Origin of the sequence: Cryobacterium lactosi (genome assembly GCF_004403945.1) — a bacterium.
Classification (GTDB): Bacteria; Actinomycetota; Actinomycetes; order Actinomycetales; family Microbacteriaceae; genus Cryobacterium; species Cryobacterium lactosi.
Genome location: NZ_SOHM01000011.1, coordinates 1 through 16939, shown reverse-complemented (window position 1 = coordinate 16939; position 16939 = coordinate 1). Strand labels below are relative to the sequence as shown.

General features: G+C 68.9%; 15 protein-coding genes and 1 rRNA gene. 14 read left to right on the top strand and 2 right to left on the bottom strand.

The window, feature by feature from the left end; translation table 11 throughout:
- The first annotated feature begins 39 nt into the window (after positions 1 to 39).
- The 12 genes from pheS to E3T61_RS05765 all read left to right on the top strand — a co-directional run bounded on the left by pheS (position 40) and on the right by E3T61_RS05765 (position 13455).
- The gene (pheS, locus tag E3T61_RS05820; protein WP_134639962.1) at positions 40 to 1080 is read left to right on the top strand and encodes a phenylalanine--tRNA ligase subunit alpha; all 1041 of its coding nucleotides are present in this window, start codon (positions 40 to 42) and stop codon (positions 1078 to 1080) included.
- Positions 1080 to 3614, top strand: coding sequence for a phenylalanine--tRNA ligase subunit beta (pheT, locus tag E3T61_RS05815; RefSeq protein ID WP_134639961.1), 2535 nt, complete (start codon positions 1080 to 1082; stop codon positions 3612 to 3614). The genes pheS and pheT overlap by 1 nt, the downstream gene beginning before the upstream one ends.
- Before the next feature lie 129 nt (positions 3615 to 3743).
- A complete protein-coding gene (gene argC / locus E3T61_RS05810; protein WP_134639960.1) occupies positions 3744 to 4787 on the top strand; it encodes an N-acetyl-gamma-glutamyl-phosphate reductase in 1044 nt (347 codons plus the stop codon).
- The gene (gene argJ, locus E3T61_RS05805) at positions 4784 to 5965 is read left to right on the top strand and encodes a bifunctional glutamate N-acetyltransferase/amino-acid acetyltransferase ArgJ (RefSeq protein ID WP_134639959.1); all 1182 of its coding nucleotides are present in this window, start codon (positions 4784 to 4786) and stop codon (positions 5963 to 5965) included. The genes argC and argJ overlap by 4 nt, the downstream gene beginning before the upstream one ends.
- Positions 5965 to 6915 carry an acetylglutamate kinase gene (argB, locus tag E3T61_RS05800; protein WP_134639958.1) on the top strand — a complete coding sequence of 317 codons (951 nt, stop codon included), beginning with the start codon at positions 5965 to 5967 and terminating at the stop codon, positions 6913 to 6915. The genes argJ and argB overlap by 1 nt, the downstream gene beginning before the upstream one ends.
- Positions 6912 to 8117, top strand: a complete 1206-nt coding sequence (locus tag E3T61_RS05795; protein ID WP_134639957.1) for an acetylornithine transaminase — start codon at positions 6912 to 6914, stop codon at positions 8115 to 8117. The genes argB and E3T61_RS05795 overlap by 4 nt, the downstream gene beginning before the upstream one ends.
- A gap of 78 nt (positions 8118 to 8195) precedes the next feature.
- The gene (gene argF, locus E3T61_RS05790; protein WP_134639956.1) at positions 8196 to 9125 is read left to right on the top strand and encodes an ornithine carbamoyltransferase; all 930 of its coding nucleotides are present in this window, start codon (positions 8196 to 8198) and stop codon (positions 9123 to 9125) included.
- Positions 9126 to 9185: 60 nt separating this feature from the next.
- The gene (locus E3T61_RS05785) at positions 9186 to 10385 is read left to right on the top strand and encodes an argininosuccinate synthase (protein WP_134639955.1); all 1200 of its coding nucleotides are present in this window, start codon (positions 9186 to 9188) and stop codon (positions 10383 to 10385) included.
- A gap of 8 nt (positions 10386 to 10393) precedes the next feature.
- Entirely contained in the window at positions 10394 to 11830 is a 1437-nt protein-coding gene (argH, locus tag E3T61_RS05780; protein WP_134639954.1) for an argininosuccinate lyase, read from the top strand.
- Positions 11831 to 11861: 31 nt separating this feature from the next.
- A complete protein-coding gene (locus E3T61_RS05775; RefSeq protein ID WP_134639953.1) occupies positions 11862 to 12467 on the top strand; it encodes a DNA-3-methyladenine glycosylase in 606 nt (201 codons plus the stop codon).
- A gap of 44 nt (positions 12468 to 12511) precedes the next feature.
- Positions 12512 to 12952, top strand: a complete 441-nt coding sequence (locus tag E3T61_RS05770) for a MarR family winged helix-turn-helix transcriptional regulator (protein WP_134639952.1) — start codon at positions 12512 to 12514, stop codon at positions 12950 to 12952.
- Positions 12953 to 13011: 59 nt separating this feature from the next.
- On the top strand, positions 13012 to 13455 hold the full coding sequence (locus E3T61_RS05765) for an OsmC family peroxiredoxin (RefSeq protein WP_134639951.1): 444 nt from the start codon (positions 13012 to 13014) through the stop codon (positions 13453 to 13455).
- An 88-nt stretch (positions 13456 to 13543) separates the two neighbouring features.
- On the opposite strand, the gene E3T61_RS05760 is transcribed toward E3T61_RS05765, so the two are convergent.
- Positions 13544 to 14170 (bottom strand): hypothetical protein, encoded by a 627-nt coding sequence (locus E3T61_RS05760; RefSeq protein ID WP_134639950.1) that lies wholly within the window; start codon positions 14168 to 14170, stop codon positions 13544 to 13546.
- 11 nt (positions 14171 to 14181) lie between these two features.
- Positions 14182 to 14826, bottom strand: a complete 645-nt coding sequence (locus E3T61_RS05755) for a DNA-binding protein (protein WP_134639949.1) — start codon at positions 14824 to 14826, stop codon at positions 14182 to 14184.
- Between the two features lie 131 nt (positions 14827 to 14957).
- Here E3T61_RS05755 and tyrS point away from each other — a divergent pair, with 131 nt between their 5' ends.
- On the top strand, positions 14958 to 16259 hold the full coding sequence (gene tyrS, locus E3T61_RS05750; protein ID WP_134639948.1) for a tyrosine--tRNA ligase: 1302 nt from the start codon (positions 14958 to 14960) through the stop codon (positions 16257 to 16259).
- Positions 16260 to 16847: 588 nt separating this feature from the next.
- Positions 16848 to 16939: ribosomal RNA gene (locus E3T61_RS05745) — 16S ribosomal RNA — on the top strand; the annotation flags it as partial.

Below are 16939 nucleotides of genomic sequence, written 5' to 3'. Positions count from 1 at the left end.
TGCGGACCCGTCCGCGGGCGGGCACTAAACTTATGTCTCGTGTCTGCCCCCACTGAAATAACCGAATCCGCCGTCACCGCGGCCGTCGATGCCGCCCTCGCGGCCATCGAAGCCGCGACTGACTCCGCCGCCCTCAAGGCCGTGCGCTCAGCGCACGTCGGCGAGGCCTCGCCGCTGGCCGCCCTGAACGCCCTCATGCGCAGCGTGCCCGGCGACCAGAAGGCCGCCGCCGGCAAGCTCGTCGGCCAGGCCCGTGCCCGGGTCAACCAGGCACTGAGCGGCCGCGAAACCGAGATCGTCGAAGCCGAGGCCACCGCCCAGCTCGCAGCGGAAGCCGTGGACGTCACCGCCGCCGCCTCCACCTGGCGTGCCGGGGCCCGGCATCCGCTCACCCTGCTGCAGGAACGCGTCTCGGACGTGTTCGTGGGCATGGGCTGGGAGGTCGCCGAAGGACCCGAGCTCGAGAGCGAATGGTTCAACTTCGACGCACTCAACTTCGACGAGGACCACCCGGCCCGCGCCATGCAGGACACCTTCTTCATCGACCCGCCCGAGGCGCACCTGGTGCTGCGCACGCACACCTCGCCCGTGCAGCTGCGCGCGCTGCTGGGCACCGAGCCGCCCGTCTACCGCATCGCGCCCGGCCGGGTCTACCGCACCGACGAGCTCGACGCCACGCACACCCCGGTCTTCCACCAGATCGAGGGCATTGCCGTGGACAAGGGCCTCACCATGGCGCACCTGCGCGGCACCCTCGACCACTTCGTCAAGGCCCTGTTCGGCGACGAGGCCAAGGTGCGTCTGCGCCCCAACTACTTCCCGTTCACCGAGCCGAGCGCCGAGCTCGACCTCTGGCACCCCACCTTCAAGGATGGCGCCCGCTGGATCGAGTGGGGCGGCTGCGGCATGGTCAACGCCAACGTGCTCCGCTCCGCCGGCCTCGACCCCGAGGTCTACTCCGGATTCGCGTTCGGCGTCGGAGTCGAACGAGCACTGATGTTCCGCAACGATGTGAAGGATATGCACGACATGGTCGAAGGCGACATTCGGTTCAGCCAGCAGTACGGGATGACCGTCTGATGCGCGTTCCCCTGAGCTGGCTCGGCGAATTCGTCGACCTCGAACCCGGCACCACCCCCGAAGCCGTGCACGCCGCCCTGGTGAGCGTGGGCCTCGAGGAAGAAGATATCCACCGTTTCGAGCTGACCGGACCTATCGTGGTCGGTCAGGTACTCGAGTTCGTCGGTGAGGTGCAGACCAACGGCAAGACCATCAACTGGTGCCAGGTGCGTGTGGCCGCGGATGGCGAACTCGCCGCCGACGGCGGCCCGGCCATCCACGGCATCGTCTGTGGCGCGCACAACTTCGTCGTCGGCGACAAGGTCGTCGTGACCCTGCCCGGCGCCGTGCTGCCCGGCCCGTTCCCGATCGCGCCGCGAAAGACCTACGGCCACGTGTCCGACGGCATGATCGCCTCGGCCCGCGAGCTGGGCCTGGGCGACGAGCACGCCGGCATCCTGGTGCTCGGCGACCTCGGCCTCGACCCCGAGGTGGGCACGGATGCGATCAGCCTGCTGGGCCTGGACGACTCCGCCGTGGAGATCAACGTCACCCCCGACCGCGGCTACGCCTTCTCGATCCGCGGTGTCGCCCGCGAGTACGCGCACGCCACCGGCGCCACCTTCCGCGACCCGGCCCTCGCGGTCACCGCGACGGCGTCCACCGAGGTCTTCCCGGTCTCGATCGACGATGCCGCCCCGATCCGCGGACGCGTGGGCGCGAGCGTCTTCGTCACCCGGGTCGTGCGCGGCGTGGATCCCAGCAAGCCGTCACCGGCCTGGCTGATCGCCCGGCTCAAGCTGGCCGGCATCCGCTCGATCTCGCTGATCGTGGACATCACCAACTACGTGATGATCGAACTCGGCCAGCCGATCCACGGTTACGACCTGGACAAGCTCACCGGCGGACTCACCGTGCGACGCGCCCAGCCCGGCGAGAAACTCGTCACCCTCGACGACGTCACCCGCACCCTCAACGTCGAAGACCTGCTGATCACCGACGGGTCGGGCCCGATCGGCCTGGCCGGTGTGATGGGCGGAGCGACCACCGAAATCGGCGCGGGGACCACGAATGTGCTGATCGAAGCGGCCAACTTCGACCCGGTGTCGATCGCGCGCACCGCCCGTCGGCACAAGCTGCCCAGCGAGGCGTCCCGCCGCTTCGAACGCGGCGTCGACCCCGAGGTGGCCGCCGTGGCCGCCGCCCGCGTGGTGCAGCTGCTCGAGGAACTCGCCGGGGGAGTGGCCGACGGACTCGGCTCGCTGCACGACGCGACCCCGGAGCGCACCCCGATCGACCTGCCCACCGGCTTCGTCTCCGGCCTGATCGGCCTGGAGTACACCCGCGAGGAGGTGCGCACCTCGCTCGCCGAGATCGGCGCCTCGATGACGGAAACCACCGACGGCCTCGCGGTCGTCGCACCGAGCTGGCGCCCGGACCTCACCGACAAGTGGACCCTCGCCGAGGAGGTCGCCCGCATCGTCGGGTACGACCGCATCCCGTCGGTGCTGCCCGTCGCCCCGCCCGGCCGCGGCCTCACCCGCACCCAGCAGCTGAAGCGCTCGGTCGCCACGGTGCTCGCCGCCACCGGTCATACCGAGGTGCTGGCCTACCCGTTCGTCGCCGAGAAGGCGAACAACCTGTTCGGCGACCCGGTCAGCAGCACGGTTCCGCAGATCAAGGTCGCCAACCCTCTCGACGGCGAGGCGCCGTTCATGCGCACGTCGATGCTGCCCGGCCTGCTCCATATCGCGCACCGCAACCTCTCCCGCGGCTCGACCGACCTTGCGATCTTCGAGCTCGGTTCGGTGTTCCGCCCGGTGGCGGGCGTCAGCTACGGCAGCGCCGTGGTGCCGCCGGCCGCCGTGCGCCCGAGCGCCGAACTCGAGGCGACGCTGAACGCGGGCATCCCGCCGCAGCCGTTCACCGCCGGCATCGTGCTGCTGGGCAACACCGTGCGGCACCAGCCCGGCCAGGCGCCCATCGCGGCGTCCTGGCGGGACGCCCTCACCGCCGTCGCGCAGATCGGCCTCGCGGTCGGCCTGCCGATCGAGGTGCGCCAGGGCGCACACCAGGCGATGCACCCCGGCCGCACCGCCGAGCTGTTCGTGGCGACGGATGCCGGCGCGCTCTCGGTGGGCTTCGCGGGCGAACTGCTGCCCACCGTGGCCCGCGGTGCCGACCTGCCCGCCGTGGTCGCGGTCGTCGAACTGGACCTGTCCGCGGTCTTCGCCCAGGTCACCGGGGAACTGCAGGCCTCCGAGATCGGCACCAAGCCCGCCGCCACCCAGGACCTCTCGCTCGTCGTTGAGGCGCAGGTGCCGGCCAGCGACGTGCTCGCCGCCGTGCGCGAGGGCAGCGGATCGCTGCTGGAGAGCATCGAGCTGGTCGACGACTACCGCGGAACGGGCATCGAGGCTGGGCAGAAGTCGCTCACCTTCGCCCTGCGGTTCCGGGCGCCGGATCGCACCCTCACCGCCGCGGAGGCCAGCGACGCGAAGCTGGCCGGCGTGCAGCTCGCCGCGGCCCGGCACGGCGCGCACCTGCGCGAGTAGGCACCCCCGCCCGACCGCACCGAGTTGCCCCGTTCCGGACGAATTGCCCCCGCACAGCGGGGCAACTCGTCCGGAACGGGGCAATCTGCGATTCTCGGGCGGCGGCGGCACCCGAGTAAGTTTGATCCCATGGTCTTTTCGGTAGCTGTTGCGGGTGCAAGCGGGTATGCCGGCGGTGAGCTGCTGCGTCTGCTGGCCGCACACCCCGATTTCGAGGTGCGCACGGTCACCGCGCACAGCAACGCCGGCCAGCGCCTGATCGACGTGCAACCGCACCTGCGCTCACTGAGCCACCTCGTGCTGGCCGACACGGATGCCACCACCCTGGCCGGCCACGACGTCGTTTTCCTGGCCCTCCCGCACGGCGCCTCCGGGGCACTGACCGCCCAGCTGCCGGAAGATACCCTCGTGGTGGACTGCGGAGCGGACCACCGCCTGGAGAGCGAGGCCGACTGGGCCGCGTTCTACGGCGGCGACTACTTCGGCGCCTGGGCCTACGGGGTCCCCGAGCTTCCCGTGGCCGGCGGCCGACAGCGCGACCGCCTGGTCGGCGCCCGCCGCATCGCCGCGCCCGGCTGCAACGCCAGCACCGTGGCCCTGGCCCTGGCCCCCGGAATCCTCGCCGGCGTGATCGAAGCGGCCGACATCGTCGCCGTGCTCGCCGTCGGCCCGTCCGGCGCCGGCAAAGCACTCAAGGTGCCCAACCTGGCCGCCGAGATCCTCGGCTCCGCCAACCCCTACGCCGTCGGCGGCAGCCACCGGCACATCCCCGAGATCCAGCAGAGCCTGCGCTGGGCCGGCGCGACCGACCCGACGGTGTCGTTCACCCCGGTGATCGTGCCGATGTCCCGCGGCATCCTGGCTACCTCGACCGCCCGGCTGGTACCGGGAACGAGCGCCGCCGCCGTGCGGCACGCCTGGGAGACGGCCTACGCCGACGAGCCGTTTGTCCACGTGCTGCCCAGCGGCCAGTTCCCGCGCACCGCCGATGTGCTCGGCGCGAACACCGCACTCATCGGCCTCGCGATCGACGAGGCCGCCGGTCGTGTGATCACGGTCGCCGCCGTCGACAACCTCGTCAAGGGCACCGCCGGCGCTGCCATCCAATCCGCCAACATTGCCCTGGGGCTGCCCGAGACCCGCGGCCTCAGCACGAATGGAGTTGCCCCGTGAGCGTCACAGCCCCCGCCGGATTCGTCGCCGCCGGCGTCACCGCCGGCCTCAAGAAGTCCGGTGGCCTCGACCTGGCCATCGTCGCCAACCGCGGCCCGCTCGCCAACGCCGCCACGGTGTTCACCAGCAACCGCTGCAAGGCCAACCCGATCATCTGGAGCCAGCAGGTCATGGCCGACGGCCGGGTGAGCGCCATCGTGCTCAACTCCGGCGGCGCCAACTGCTACACCGGCACCATCGGCTTCCAGACCACCCACGCCACCGCCGAAGCCGTCGCCGAGCAGCTCGACGTCTCCGCCGGCGACGTCCTGGTCTGCTCCACCGGCCTGATCGGCGAGCAGCTCGACCTGGTCAAGCTCACCGCCGGGGTCTTCGACGCCGGCCTGGCCCTGAAGGACGACGACGCCGCATCCGCCGCCGCCGGCCTCGCCGCCGCGCAGGCGATCATGACCACCGACACCCGCCCCAAGCAGGCCACCCAGGTGTCCCCGGCCGGCTGGACCATCGGCGGTATGGCCAAGGGCGCCGGCATGCTCGCCCCAGGCCTGGCCACCATGCTCGTCGTGATCACCACCGACGCGGTCCTGTCCTCCGCCCAGTTGGACACCGCGCTCCGAGAAGCCACCCGGGTCACCTTCGACCGGCTCGACTCCGACGGCTGCATGTCCACCAACGACACGGTGAGCCTGCTCGCCTCCGGGGCCAGCGGCGTCGACGCCGACCCCGACGAATTCGCCGGCGCGCTCACCGCGCTCTGCCGCGACCTCACCCTGCAGCTGCAGGGTGACGCCGAGGGCGCCTCGCACGACGTGGCCATCATTGTGCGCAACGCTGCGGCCGAAACCGAGGCCGTCACCGTGGCAAGGGCGGTGTCGCGCAGCAACCTGTTCAAGGCCGCGATCTACGGCAACGACCCCAACTGGGGCCGCGTTCTCGCCGCGGTGGGCACCATCTCCGAAGCGGATGCGGCCTTCGACCCGTACGGCATCGACGTGGCCATCAACGGCATCCAGGTCTGCACGGCGGGGGAGCCGGATGAGCCGCGCGAACTCGTGGACCTCACCCCGCGCGCCGTCTCGGTGGTCATCGACCTGCACGCCGGCACCGCGGGCGCCACCATCTGGACCAACGACCTCACCCACGACTACGTCGAAGAGAACAGCGCGTACTCCAGCTGATGAGCACCGACCCGCTGAGCGCCACTCCCGCCGCACCGCCACTGGTGCCCACCCTCGACGACGTCGACAACACCCCAGCAGAGGCCAAGGTCAAGGCCGCCACGCTGATCGAGGCGCTGCCCTGGCTGAAGAAGTTCCACGACCAGATCATCGTCGTCAAATTCGGCGGCAACGCCATGGTCAGCGAGGAACTGCAGCGTGCCTTCGCCGAGGACATGGTCTACCTGCGCTACGCCGGCATCCGCCCGGTCGTCGTGCACGGTGGCGGCCCGCAGATCTCCGCCATGCTCGCCCGGCTCGGCATCGAGAGCGAGTTCCGCGGCGGCTACCGGGTGACCACCCCCGAGGCCATGGACGTGGTACGGATGGTGCTCACCGGACAGATCAACCGTGACCTGGTCAGCCACATCAACGCCCACGGCCCGCTGGCCGCCGGGCTCAGTGGCGAAGACGCCGGCCTGTTCCGCGGCCGCCGCCGCGGTGTCGTCATCGACGGCGAAGAGGTGGACCTCGGCCTGGTGGGCGACGTCATCGGCGTCGACCCGGAGGCCGTGCACGCGCAGCTGAACGCCGGCCGGATCCCGGTCGTGTCGTCGATCGCCCCCGACGTGGAGGTGCCCGGACAGTCGCTCAACGTGAACGCGGACGCCGCCGCGGCCGCCCTCGCCGTGGGTCTGGGCGCGGCCAAGCTCGTGATCCTCACCGACGTGGCCGGCCTGTACAGCGACTGGCCCAACCGGGACTCCCTCGTATCGGTCATCGACGTCGAGGCGCTCCGCACCCTGCTTCCCGATCTTGAATCGGGCATGATTCCCAAGATGACGGCCTGCCTGGACGCCGTCGAAGGCGGCGTCGCGAAAGCGGCGATCATCGATGGTCGAGTGCCGCACTCGATCCTGGTCGAAATCTTCACCGGAAGCGGCATCGGTACTGAGGTGGTTCCCGCATGACCCTGCACGAGCGCTACGCCGTAGCCATGATGAAAACCCTGTCGCCGCCCCTGGCCGTGCTGGTGCGCGGCGAGGGCTGCTACGTCTGGGACGAGAACGGCACCAAGTACCTCGACTTCCTGGCCGGCATCGCCGTGAACTCGCTCGGCCACGCGCACCCCGACATGGTCGCCGCCGCCCAGAGCCAGATCGGCACTCTCGCGCACATCTCCAACTACTTCGCCTCGCCGTCGCAGATCGAACTGGCCGAACGCCTCAAACGCCTCACCGGAGCCGGCGACGCCGGCCGGGTCTACTTCTGCAACTCCGGCGCCGAGGCCAACGAGGCCGCGTTCAAGCTGGCCAGGTTGAATACCGCCGGCGGCCGACGCAGCCGGATCCTCGCCCTGAACGACTCGTTCCACGGCCGCACCATGGGGGCGCTCGCGCTCACCGGCAAGCCGCTGATGCGCGCTCCGTTCGAACCCGTGCCCGGCGGCGTGCAGCACATCGAGACCAGCATCGCCGCCCTCGAGCGCGAAATCGACGACACCGTCGCCGCACTGTTCCTCGAGCCGGTCAAGGGCGAGGCCGGAGTCATCGACCTGCCGGAGGGCTATCTGCAACGCGCCCGTGAGCTGTGCACCCAGCACGGCGTGCTGCTGATCATCGACGAGGTGCAGACCGGTGCCGGCCGCACCGGCAAGTGGTTCGCCTACGAGCACTCCAACGTGGTGCCGGATGCCGTCACCCTCGCCAAGGGAATCGGCGGGGGAGTGCCGATCGGCGCGCTCGTCACGTTCGGCACGACCAGCGACCTGTTCCTCCGCGGCCAGCACGGCTCCACCTTCGGTGGCAACCCGTTTGTGACCGCCACCTCCAACGCGGTGCTCGGCGTCATCGAACGTGATGACCTGGTCGGCAACGCGGCCCGCCGTGGCGAGCAGATCCGCGAGATCATCACCCGCATCGACTCGCCCCTGGTCGAAGAGGTGCGCGGCCGCGGTCTGCTCCTGGGCATCGGCCTGACCGAGCCGGTGGCCCTGCAGCTGGCCGCCGCCGCCCTCGCCGCCGGCCTGATCGTGAACGCCGCGAACGAATCCAGCATCCGGATCGCGCCGCCGCTGATCGTCGGTGACGCCGAGCTGGCCGATTTCGAGGAGCGCTTCCGGGTTGCCCTGACCGCTGTCACCAGTTCGGGTCTCGCAGTCGCCAATCGGTGACCCGCAAACAGATGCCTTACCACCAGATAAGGTGGTGGAATCCCGCATTACACCGAAGAATTCAGCGAAAGTGACCCCGTGACCCGCCATTTCCTGCGCGACGACGACATCTCACCGGCCGAACAGGCCGAGATCCTCGATCTGGCCCTGGAACTGAAGCGAGACCGATTCGCGGTCCAGCCCCTGGCCGGACCGAAAACCGTCGCCGTGATCTTCGACAAGTCGTCCACCCGTACCCGGGTCTCGTTCGCGGTGGGCATCGCCGACCTCGGCGGCAGCCCATTGATCATCAGCACCGCAAGCAGCCAGCTCGGTGGCAAGGAGACCGCCGCCGACACGGCCCGGGTGCTCGAGCGCCAGGTGGCCGCGATCGTGTGGCGCACCTACGGCCAGGCCGGCCTCGAAGAGATGGCCCTGAACACCACGGTGCCCGTCGTCAACGCGCTCTCCGACGATTTCCACCCCTGCCAGCTGCTCGCCGACCTGCTCACCATCCGTGAGCACCGCGGCGACCTCAGCGGTCAGACGCTCACCTTCCTCGGCGACGGCGCCTGCAACATGGCCCAGTCCTACCTGCTCGCCGGCGCGACCGCCGGCATGCACGTGCGCATCGCCTCGCCGGCCGGGTACACGCCCGACGCGCAGGTCGTCGCCGACGCCCAGGCGATCGCCGCGAAGACCGGCGGTTCGGTGGCGCTGTTCACCGACCCGGCAGAGGCCGTCACCGGCGTCGACGTGGTCATCACCGACACCTGGGTGTCGATGGGCAAGGAAGAGGAGAAGGCCACCCGGCTCGGCTCGCTCGGCGGCTACCGCGTCGATGCCGCCCTGATGGGCCTGGCCAAGCCGGAAGCGCACTTCATGCACTGCCTGCCAGCCGACCGTGGTTACGAGGTCACGGCCGACGTCATCGACGGCCCGCAGAGCATCATCTGGGATGAGGCGGAGAACCGCCTGCACGCCCAGAAGGCGCTGCTCGTGTGGCTGCTCGCGCACAACGCGCGTTAAGCATCCGCTCGAGCGCACCACCCATAAACTTGAATCACAAAGCACTTATGAAGGAGAACCATGGCTGAGCGCGTTGTACTGGCATATTCGGGTGGCCTTGACACCTCGGTGGGCATCGGCTGGCTGAAGGATGCCACCGGCAAAGAGGTCGTCGCATTGGCTGTCGACGTCGGACAAGAGGGCGAGGACATGGATGTCATCCGACAGCGCGCCCTCGACTGCGGCGCGGTGGAGTCCATCGTCGTCGACGCCAAGGACGAGTTCGCCAACGACTACATCGTTCCGGCGCTCAAGGCCAACGCGCTGTACCAGAAGCGCTACCCGCTGGTCTCCGCGATCAGCCGCCCGCTGATCGCCAAGCACCTCGCCGCCACCGCTCGCGCCCTCGGCGCCGACAGTGTCGCGCACGGCTGCACAGGCAAGGGCAACGACCAGGTGCGCTTCGAAGCCGCCGTCACCGCCCTGGCCCCCGAGCTCACCTCGCTGGCCCCGGTGCGCGACTTCGCCCTCACCCGCGACAAAGCCATCGAATACGCCGCGCTGCACAACCTGCCCATTGCGCAGTCGAAGAAGAGCCCGTACTCCATCGACCAGAACGTCTGGGGTCGCGCCGTCGAGACCGGCTTCCTCGAGGACCCGTGGAACGCTCCGATCGAGGACCTCTACACCTACACGCAGGACCCGTCGATCCCGCGCGAAGCGACCGAGATCATCATCACCTTCGACCAGGGCGTGCCCGTGGCCGTCGACGGCAAGCCCGTCACCCCGCTCGAAGCCGTCGTGCTGCTCAACAAGCTCGCCGGCGACCAGGGTGTCGGCCGCATCGACATCGTCGAGGACCGTCTCGTGGGCATCAAGAGCCGCGAGGTCTACGAGTCCCCGGCCGGGATCGCCCTGATCACCGCCCACGAGGAGCTCGAGAACGTCACCGTCGAGCGCGACGTCGCCCGCTACAAGCGCGGCGTCGAAGCCAAGTGGAGCGAACTGGTCTACGACGGCCTCTGGTTCTCCGGCCTGAAGAAGTCGCTCGACGCCTTCATCAACGACACCCAGAAGTACGTCTCCGGCGACATCCGCATGAAGCTGCACGCCGGCACCGCCGTCGTCACCGGCCGGCAGAGCACGCAGAGCCTGTACGACTTCGACCTGGCCACCTACGACACCGGTGACTCGTTCGACCAGTCCATGGCCAAGGGCTTCATCGAACTGTGGAGCCTGCCCAGCAAGATCGCGGCCCGCCGCGACCAGGCCGCGAAGTAGGTCACGGTATGACCGGCGACAAGAGTGTGAACCGTGCGGGTGAGGCGGGCGCCCTGTGGGGCGGCCGCTTCGCCGGCGGACCGTCGCCGGAGCTGGCGCGGCTGAGCAAGTCGACGCATTTCGACTGGCAGCTGGCCGGCTACGACATCCGCGGGTCGCGCGCCCACGCGCGCGCCCTCGCGGCTGCCGGGTACCTCACCGAGGACGAACTGGCGGGCATGCTCGCCGGTCTCGACACCCTCGATGAGGCCGTCAATGACGGCCGGTTCCAGCCGGCCTCCACCGACGAAGACGTGCACTCGGCGCTGGAGCGCGGGCTGATCGACATCGTGGGCACCGAACTCGGCGGCAAACTCCGCGCCGGCCGCAGCCGCAACGACCAGGTCGCCACCCTGGTGCGGATGCTGCTGCGTGACCACGCCGCGGTCATCGCCCACCTCGTCGTCGACCTGATCGACGCCCTCGCCGCGCAGGCCGAGGCGAACGAGACGGCCATCATGCCCGGCCGCACCCACCTGCAGCACGCCCAGCCGGTGCTGCTGGCCCATCACCTGTTCGCGCACTGCTGGCCGCTGGTGCGCGACCTCGAACGCTTCGCCGACTGGACCAAGCGGGCGAACTTCTCCCCGTACGGCTCCGGCGCGCTGGCCGGTAACACCCTCGGCCTCGACGCCGAGATGATCGCCACCGAACTGGGCTTCGGCGCCATGGTGGAGAACTCCATCGACGGCACCGCCAGCCGTGACCTCGTGGCCGAGTTCGCTTACATCACAGCGCAGATCGGCATCGACCTCTCCCGCCTGGCCGAGGAGATCATCCTCTGGAACACCCGAGAGTTCGGTTTCGTCACCCTGCACGACTCGTACTCCACCGGGTCGTCGATCATGCCGCAGAAGAAGAACCCCGACATCGCCGAACTCGCCCGCGGCAAGTCCGGCCGGCTGATCGGCAACCTCACCGGCCTGCTCACCACACTCAAGGGCCTCCCGCTGGCGTACAACCGTGACCTGCAGGAAGACAAGGAGCCGGTTTTCGACTCCATCGAAACCCTCGAGGTGCTGCTGCCTGCCTTCACCGGCATGATCGCCACGATCACGTTCCACACCGAGCGCATGGCCGAACTGGCGCCGCAGGGCTTCTCCCTGGCCACGGACGTCGCCGAATGGTTGGTCAAGCGGCACGTCAGTTTCCGGGATGCGCACGAAATCACCGGCACGCTGGTGAAGGTGGCCGAGGCCCAGGGCGTCGACCTGCACGAGATCGACGACGCCGGCCTCGCCGAGATCTCCCCGCACCTGGTGCCCGAGGTGCGCGAGGTGCTCACCATCCAGGGCTCGGTCAACCGTCGTGACGGTCATGCCGGTACCGCCCCGGTGCGGGTTGCCGAGCAGCGCGCCGCCCTTGTGGCCCGCGTGCACTCCCTCGCCACGGCGCTGGTGCGCTGAGAACCGGCCCACCCCGGTAGAAACGTTTCGGATGCCCGCCGACCGTGACCTGTTCGCCCAGGACGCGGTCGGTGTTGCCCCGCTCCTGCTGGGTGGCCTGCTCCGGCACGGCGACACCGTGCTGCGGATCACCGAGGTGGAGGCCTACCTGGCCGGAACCGACCCGGGCTCTCACGCCTTCCGCCGCCGGACCGCCCGCAACGCCAGCATGTTCGGCCCGCCCGGGCACCTCTACGCGTACTTCAGCTATGGAATGCACGTCTGCGCGAACATCGTCTGCTCACCCGCCGGCGAGGCGTCCGCCGTGCTGCTGCGGGCCGGCGAGATCGTGGCGGGAATCGACGTCGCTCGGGCTCGGCGCGGGCCGGCGGTGGCCGACCGGGATCTGGCGCGCGGGCCGGCGCGGCTCACCCGGGCCCTCGGCATCCGGCTCGACCAGAACGGCGCCGACCTGTTCGCCGAGCCCTTCGAGCTCACGCTCCCCGGCACGCCGGTGGCCGCACTCACGGGCCCGCGCACCGGTGTGGCCGGCGCCGGCGGCGGCAGCGACTACTCCTGGCGATTCTGGATCCCCGGGGACCGCTCGGTCTCCGCTTACCGCCGGCACCCCGGCCTGGACCGGGAGACCACGATTTAGATTGCGCACAACATAATTGTGCATAACTCTGCTACGGTGGGGACATGGCCACCCCGCAGATGCTTCCCCCGGAACAGCAGATCTGCTTCGCGCTGTACTCGGCGTCGCGGTCGCTCACCGGGAGATACCGCACCCTGCTCGCGCCTCTGGGCATCACCTACCCGCAGTACCTCGTGATGCTGGTGCTGTGGGAATCCGGCACCAGCACGGTCAGCCGGCTGGGTGAGCGCCTGCAACTGGACTCCGGCACGCTGTCCCCGCTGCTGAAGCGGCTCGAGGCCCTCGGCCTGGTGGTGCGCGGGCGTTCCGACCGCGACGAGAGGGTGGTCGAGGTGGCGCTGACGCCCGCCGGCGATGCCATGCGCAGCCATGCTCCGCACATCGCCGAACAGATCTGCGCGGCCACAGGCCTTCCTCCGGCCGAACTCATGGAGCTGCAGGGGCAGATCGCTGCCCTCGCCGAGCGCGTCCGGGCGCTGACTTGAACTTTCCCGTCCCGGCCGGCTCTGCTGGCCAGTCCCACCACAACAGATCGGATATCCCTATGCCCACTCGTACCGCGCGCACCGGCTGGACCGGAACCCTCGAAGCCGGAGAGGGCCAGGTCGAGCTGACCAGCTCAGGCCTCGGCACCTACGACGTCTCCTTCCCCAAGCGCAGCGCCGACAGCGCGAACGGCTTCACCAGCCCCGAGGAGCTGCTCGCCGCCGCTCACTCGGCCTGCTACTCCATGCAGCTCTCCGCAGAGCTCGCGGCAGCCGGCGAGGTCACCATTGAGGCCCTGGATGTGGCGGCTGACGTCACCCTGGGCGCCGACCCGGCAGGCGGCTTCCACCTCACCGGCATCCACCTCACCGTGCGCGGCGAGGTCACCGGCATGGACAGCGAGACCTTCCTCGCTGCGGCGAACGCCGCCAAGCTGAACTGCCCGGTCAGCAAGGCGCTCACCGGCGTCGATATCACTCTGGACGCGGCGCTCGAAGCGTAGGCATCCGCAACACAAAGCCCGGTCGGCAGGAGCATCCTGCCGACCGGGCTTTGTCGTGCGTGGGCGCCGGGCGCTGGCCGGCAGTGGATCAGGACTGGGCGAGGCTGACCAGAATGGCGCAGGCGCACGCCCAGATGAGGCTCGCGAAGGTGCCGATGATGAACCGTTCGCGGGCCTCGGAGGAGGCGAGCTCGGTGAACCGGCCCACGCCCTTGATGGCCACGACCACGGCCAGAGCCTCGGGGAACCCGGCCAGGATGGCGCCCGCCACGGCCAGGCGCTCGAGCACACCGATCGTGAGGCCGCCGCGGAGCACCTCGTGCACCGGCGCTGGGGGAGCCGCCGCGGTGGCGGTCTCGGCGTCGCCGACCGGTGCCGGGGCGTCGGCGCCCACGAGGATGCCGCCATGGCTGCCCGGGGCCACCGAGTTCTTCGTGGCCAGCTGCAGGGCCAGCACCGCGGCCGGGCCGCCGCCGATCACGGCGAGGATCAGGGCGGCGAGGCCGATGACTACGCCGAAAATCGCCGGGGCCGTGCCCACGGGAACGGCGGCGAGGAGGAGTGCGGCGGCCAGCGCACCGCCGGAGGCGATGGCGAACGGCTGCTTGCCCAGCCTGAAGGCGAGAACCGCCAGGATCAGCGAGGCCATGGTCACCAGGAGCAGGAGGACCCAGTAGAGGTAGAGCAGGACTGAGAAGGAGTCCAGGATGTTCATGCGGTCGATTCCTATTCGCTGGTGTCGCGGTCGAGGTTCTGTAGCAGCCTAACGAGTGCCGGATGCGCCGAGCGTTCCACCTTCCACTGAGCCGTTTTCACCCGCTGACTGACCGCGGCGGTGGAGATGCCGAGCCGGCGGGCGATTGCGGTCTGGGCCAGTCCGCTCTCGAGCAGGTCCACAGCCGCCCAGCCCTCAACGGTGCGGCGCTGGCGAAGCAGGAGCAGCATCGACACGAGTGCCTCGACCTCGGCGGTGGTCGAGGTGGCGGGGGAGTCCGAGCCGCGGGGTGTCGCATCCGCGTCGGTGGCCGGCGTCTCGAGGGCGAACCGTGCCTCGGCCCGTTTGGCCCGGGTGACCGCTTCGCGCGCCGCGATGAACGCGTCGCCCGTCGCTTGCCGGGTGGTGGCCGGCAGCGGGGTGCGGATCCGCCCGATCCCCAGGCCGACACTCCAGAATCCGGTGCGGTGCAGGTCGAGCAGCACGTTGAAGGCGTCGGCGGCGTCGGGCACGAGCAGTTGGATCTCATCGCCGGAGGTTTGGTCGGGCGGCAGCGCAAACGCGGCCCCGTGTCGACCCACCAGGTCGGCAATCATCTCGCTGGCGCGGTCTCGATCGTGGCGGCTGTCGATTTGATCGGCGGTAATCACAAACATGGGTTAAGCCTCCGTCCTAAATGCAGCCTAATCAAGGTTCAGGCATTAATCCAGCCCAATTCATGTTGCAGGCTTGATTGTTGGCGGCGTCGCCTCGCGGGGGAAACCATCCGCGCTGGTAATCTGGCAGGGTGTCAGACCCCAGCATCCTTGCCCAGCAAGCCAACGATCCCACCTTCGACGACGTCTGGGAGGAAATCACCTGGCGTGGCCTGGTTCAGGTCTCCACCGACGAAGCGGCACTCCGCACCCTGCTGACGGGGGCGCCGATCACCTACTACTGCGGCTTCGACCCCACCGCGGCCAGCCTGCACCTGGGCAATCTCGTGCAGCTGTTGCTGATGCGCCGGCTGCAGCTGGCCGGACACCGGCCGCTCGGTCTCGTCGGCGGCTCCACCGGGCTCATCGGCGACCCGCGTCCCACGGCCGAACGCACCTTGAACACCCCGGAGGTCGTCAACGAGTGGGTCGGCTACCTGCAGGCCCAGGTCACCCGCTTCCTCAGTGCCGAGGGCGACAACGCCGTGACCCTGGTGAACAACCTCGACTGGACGGCGCCGTTGTCGGCGATCGACTTCCTGCGCGACATCGGCAAGTACTACCGGGTGGGCACCATGCTCAAGAAGGACGCGGTGAGCGCCCGGCTCAACTCCGACGCCGGCATCAGCTACACCGAGTTCAGCTACCAGGTGCTGCAGGGCATGGACTTCCTCGAGCTGTACCGCAGCTACGGCTGCGTGCTGCAAACCGGGGGGAGTGACCAGTGGGGCAACCTCACCAGCGGCACCGACCTCATCCATCGTGCGGAGGGGACCAGCGTGCACGCGATCGGCACCCCGCTGATCACCAACACCGACGGCACCAAGTTCGGCAAGAGCGAGGGTAACGCCGTGTGGCTGGACCCCGCGCTCACGAGCCCGTACGCGATGTACCAGTTCTGGCTGAACACCGACGATGCCGACGTGATCGCCCGGCTGAAGGTGTTCACGTTCCTCAGCCGTGCCGAGATCGAACGCCTCGAGGAGGCGGTGGCCGCTGAGCCGTTCAAGCGGGAGGGCCAGCGCACTCTCGCCTTCGAGGTGACCAGCCTGGTGCACGGGGTTGCGGCAACGGATGCTGCGATCCAGGCCACCCAGGCGCTGTTCGGCCAGGGCGACCTCGCCGACCTTGACCCCGACACCCTCGAGGCGGCCCTCCGGGCGCTGCCGAACACCACGACTTTCCCGCAGGCTCAGGTCATGCAGCTGTTGGTGGACACCGGACTCACCAAGAGTATGGGTGAGGCCCGCCGAGCGATCGGCCAGGGTGGCGTCTACCTCAACAACGTGAAGGTCACCGATGAGGCGGCCACCGTTGAGGGTTCGGTGTTGGCCGGGGGAGTGGCCGTGCTCCGGCGCGGCAAGAAGACCCTCGCCGGCGTCTTCGTCGAGTAGCCGCCCGATCGATCCCCTTGTGTGACCGGCAGGTTACGGCGGCATTGCCGGTAGGTGTCGATTTGCGACACGCCCGGGATGCTGCCGGGATTGCGGGCCCCCTGGAACCCGCGTAATGTCATCTCTTGTCACCCCACAGGTGCGGAAAGCCGAAGAGCTTCCCGGCCTCAAGCGGGACCACTTCCAAGTCACGGCGGCGAATTCATTCGATCCGGCGGACTTGATGGCGTTTGAATTGATCCAACTCTGGAGCAATTCGTAACGACACGAAAACAGAATTACATCGAAGTGCCTCAGTGCAATGGTCAATATGGCCGGCGGCTNCAATGGTCAATATGGCCGGCGGCTGGGTGCGTCCGATCCTTGAGAACTCAACAGCGTGCACAATGTCAAATGCCAAAAACCTCGGTCGTAGGGCTCCTTTCTAGGGAGTACCGCGGAAGAGATTCCTTTGGAAAACATTTAAACAACAAAGCAAGTCAGTAATGATTTGTTCTGTCAGTTTCAAACTTGCTGATTGTTCGCCTATTCCGGTGGCTTTCAGCACTAGATGTGCCCACTGAGCTTGCTCGGTGAGGCTATTAAACATTTACGGAGAGTTTGATCCTGGCTCAGGACGAACGCTGGCGGCGTGCTTAACACATGCAAGTCGAACGGTGAAGAGGAGCTTGCTCCTTGGA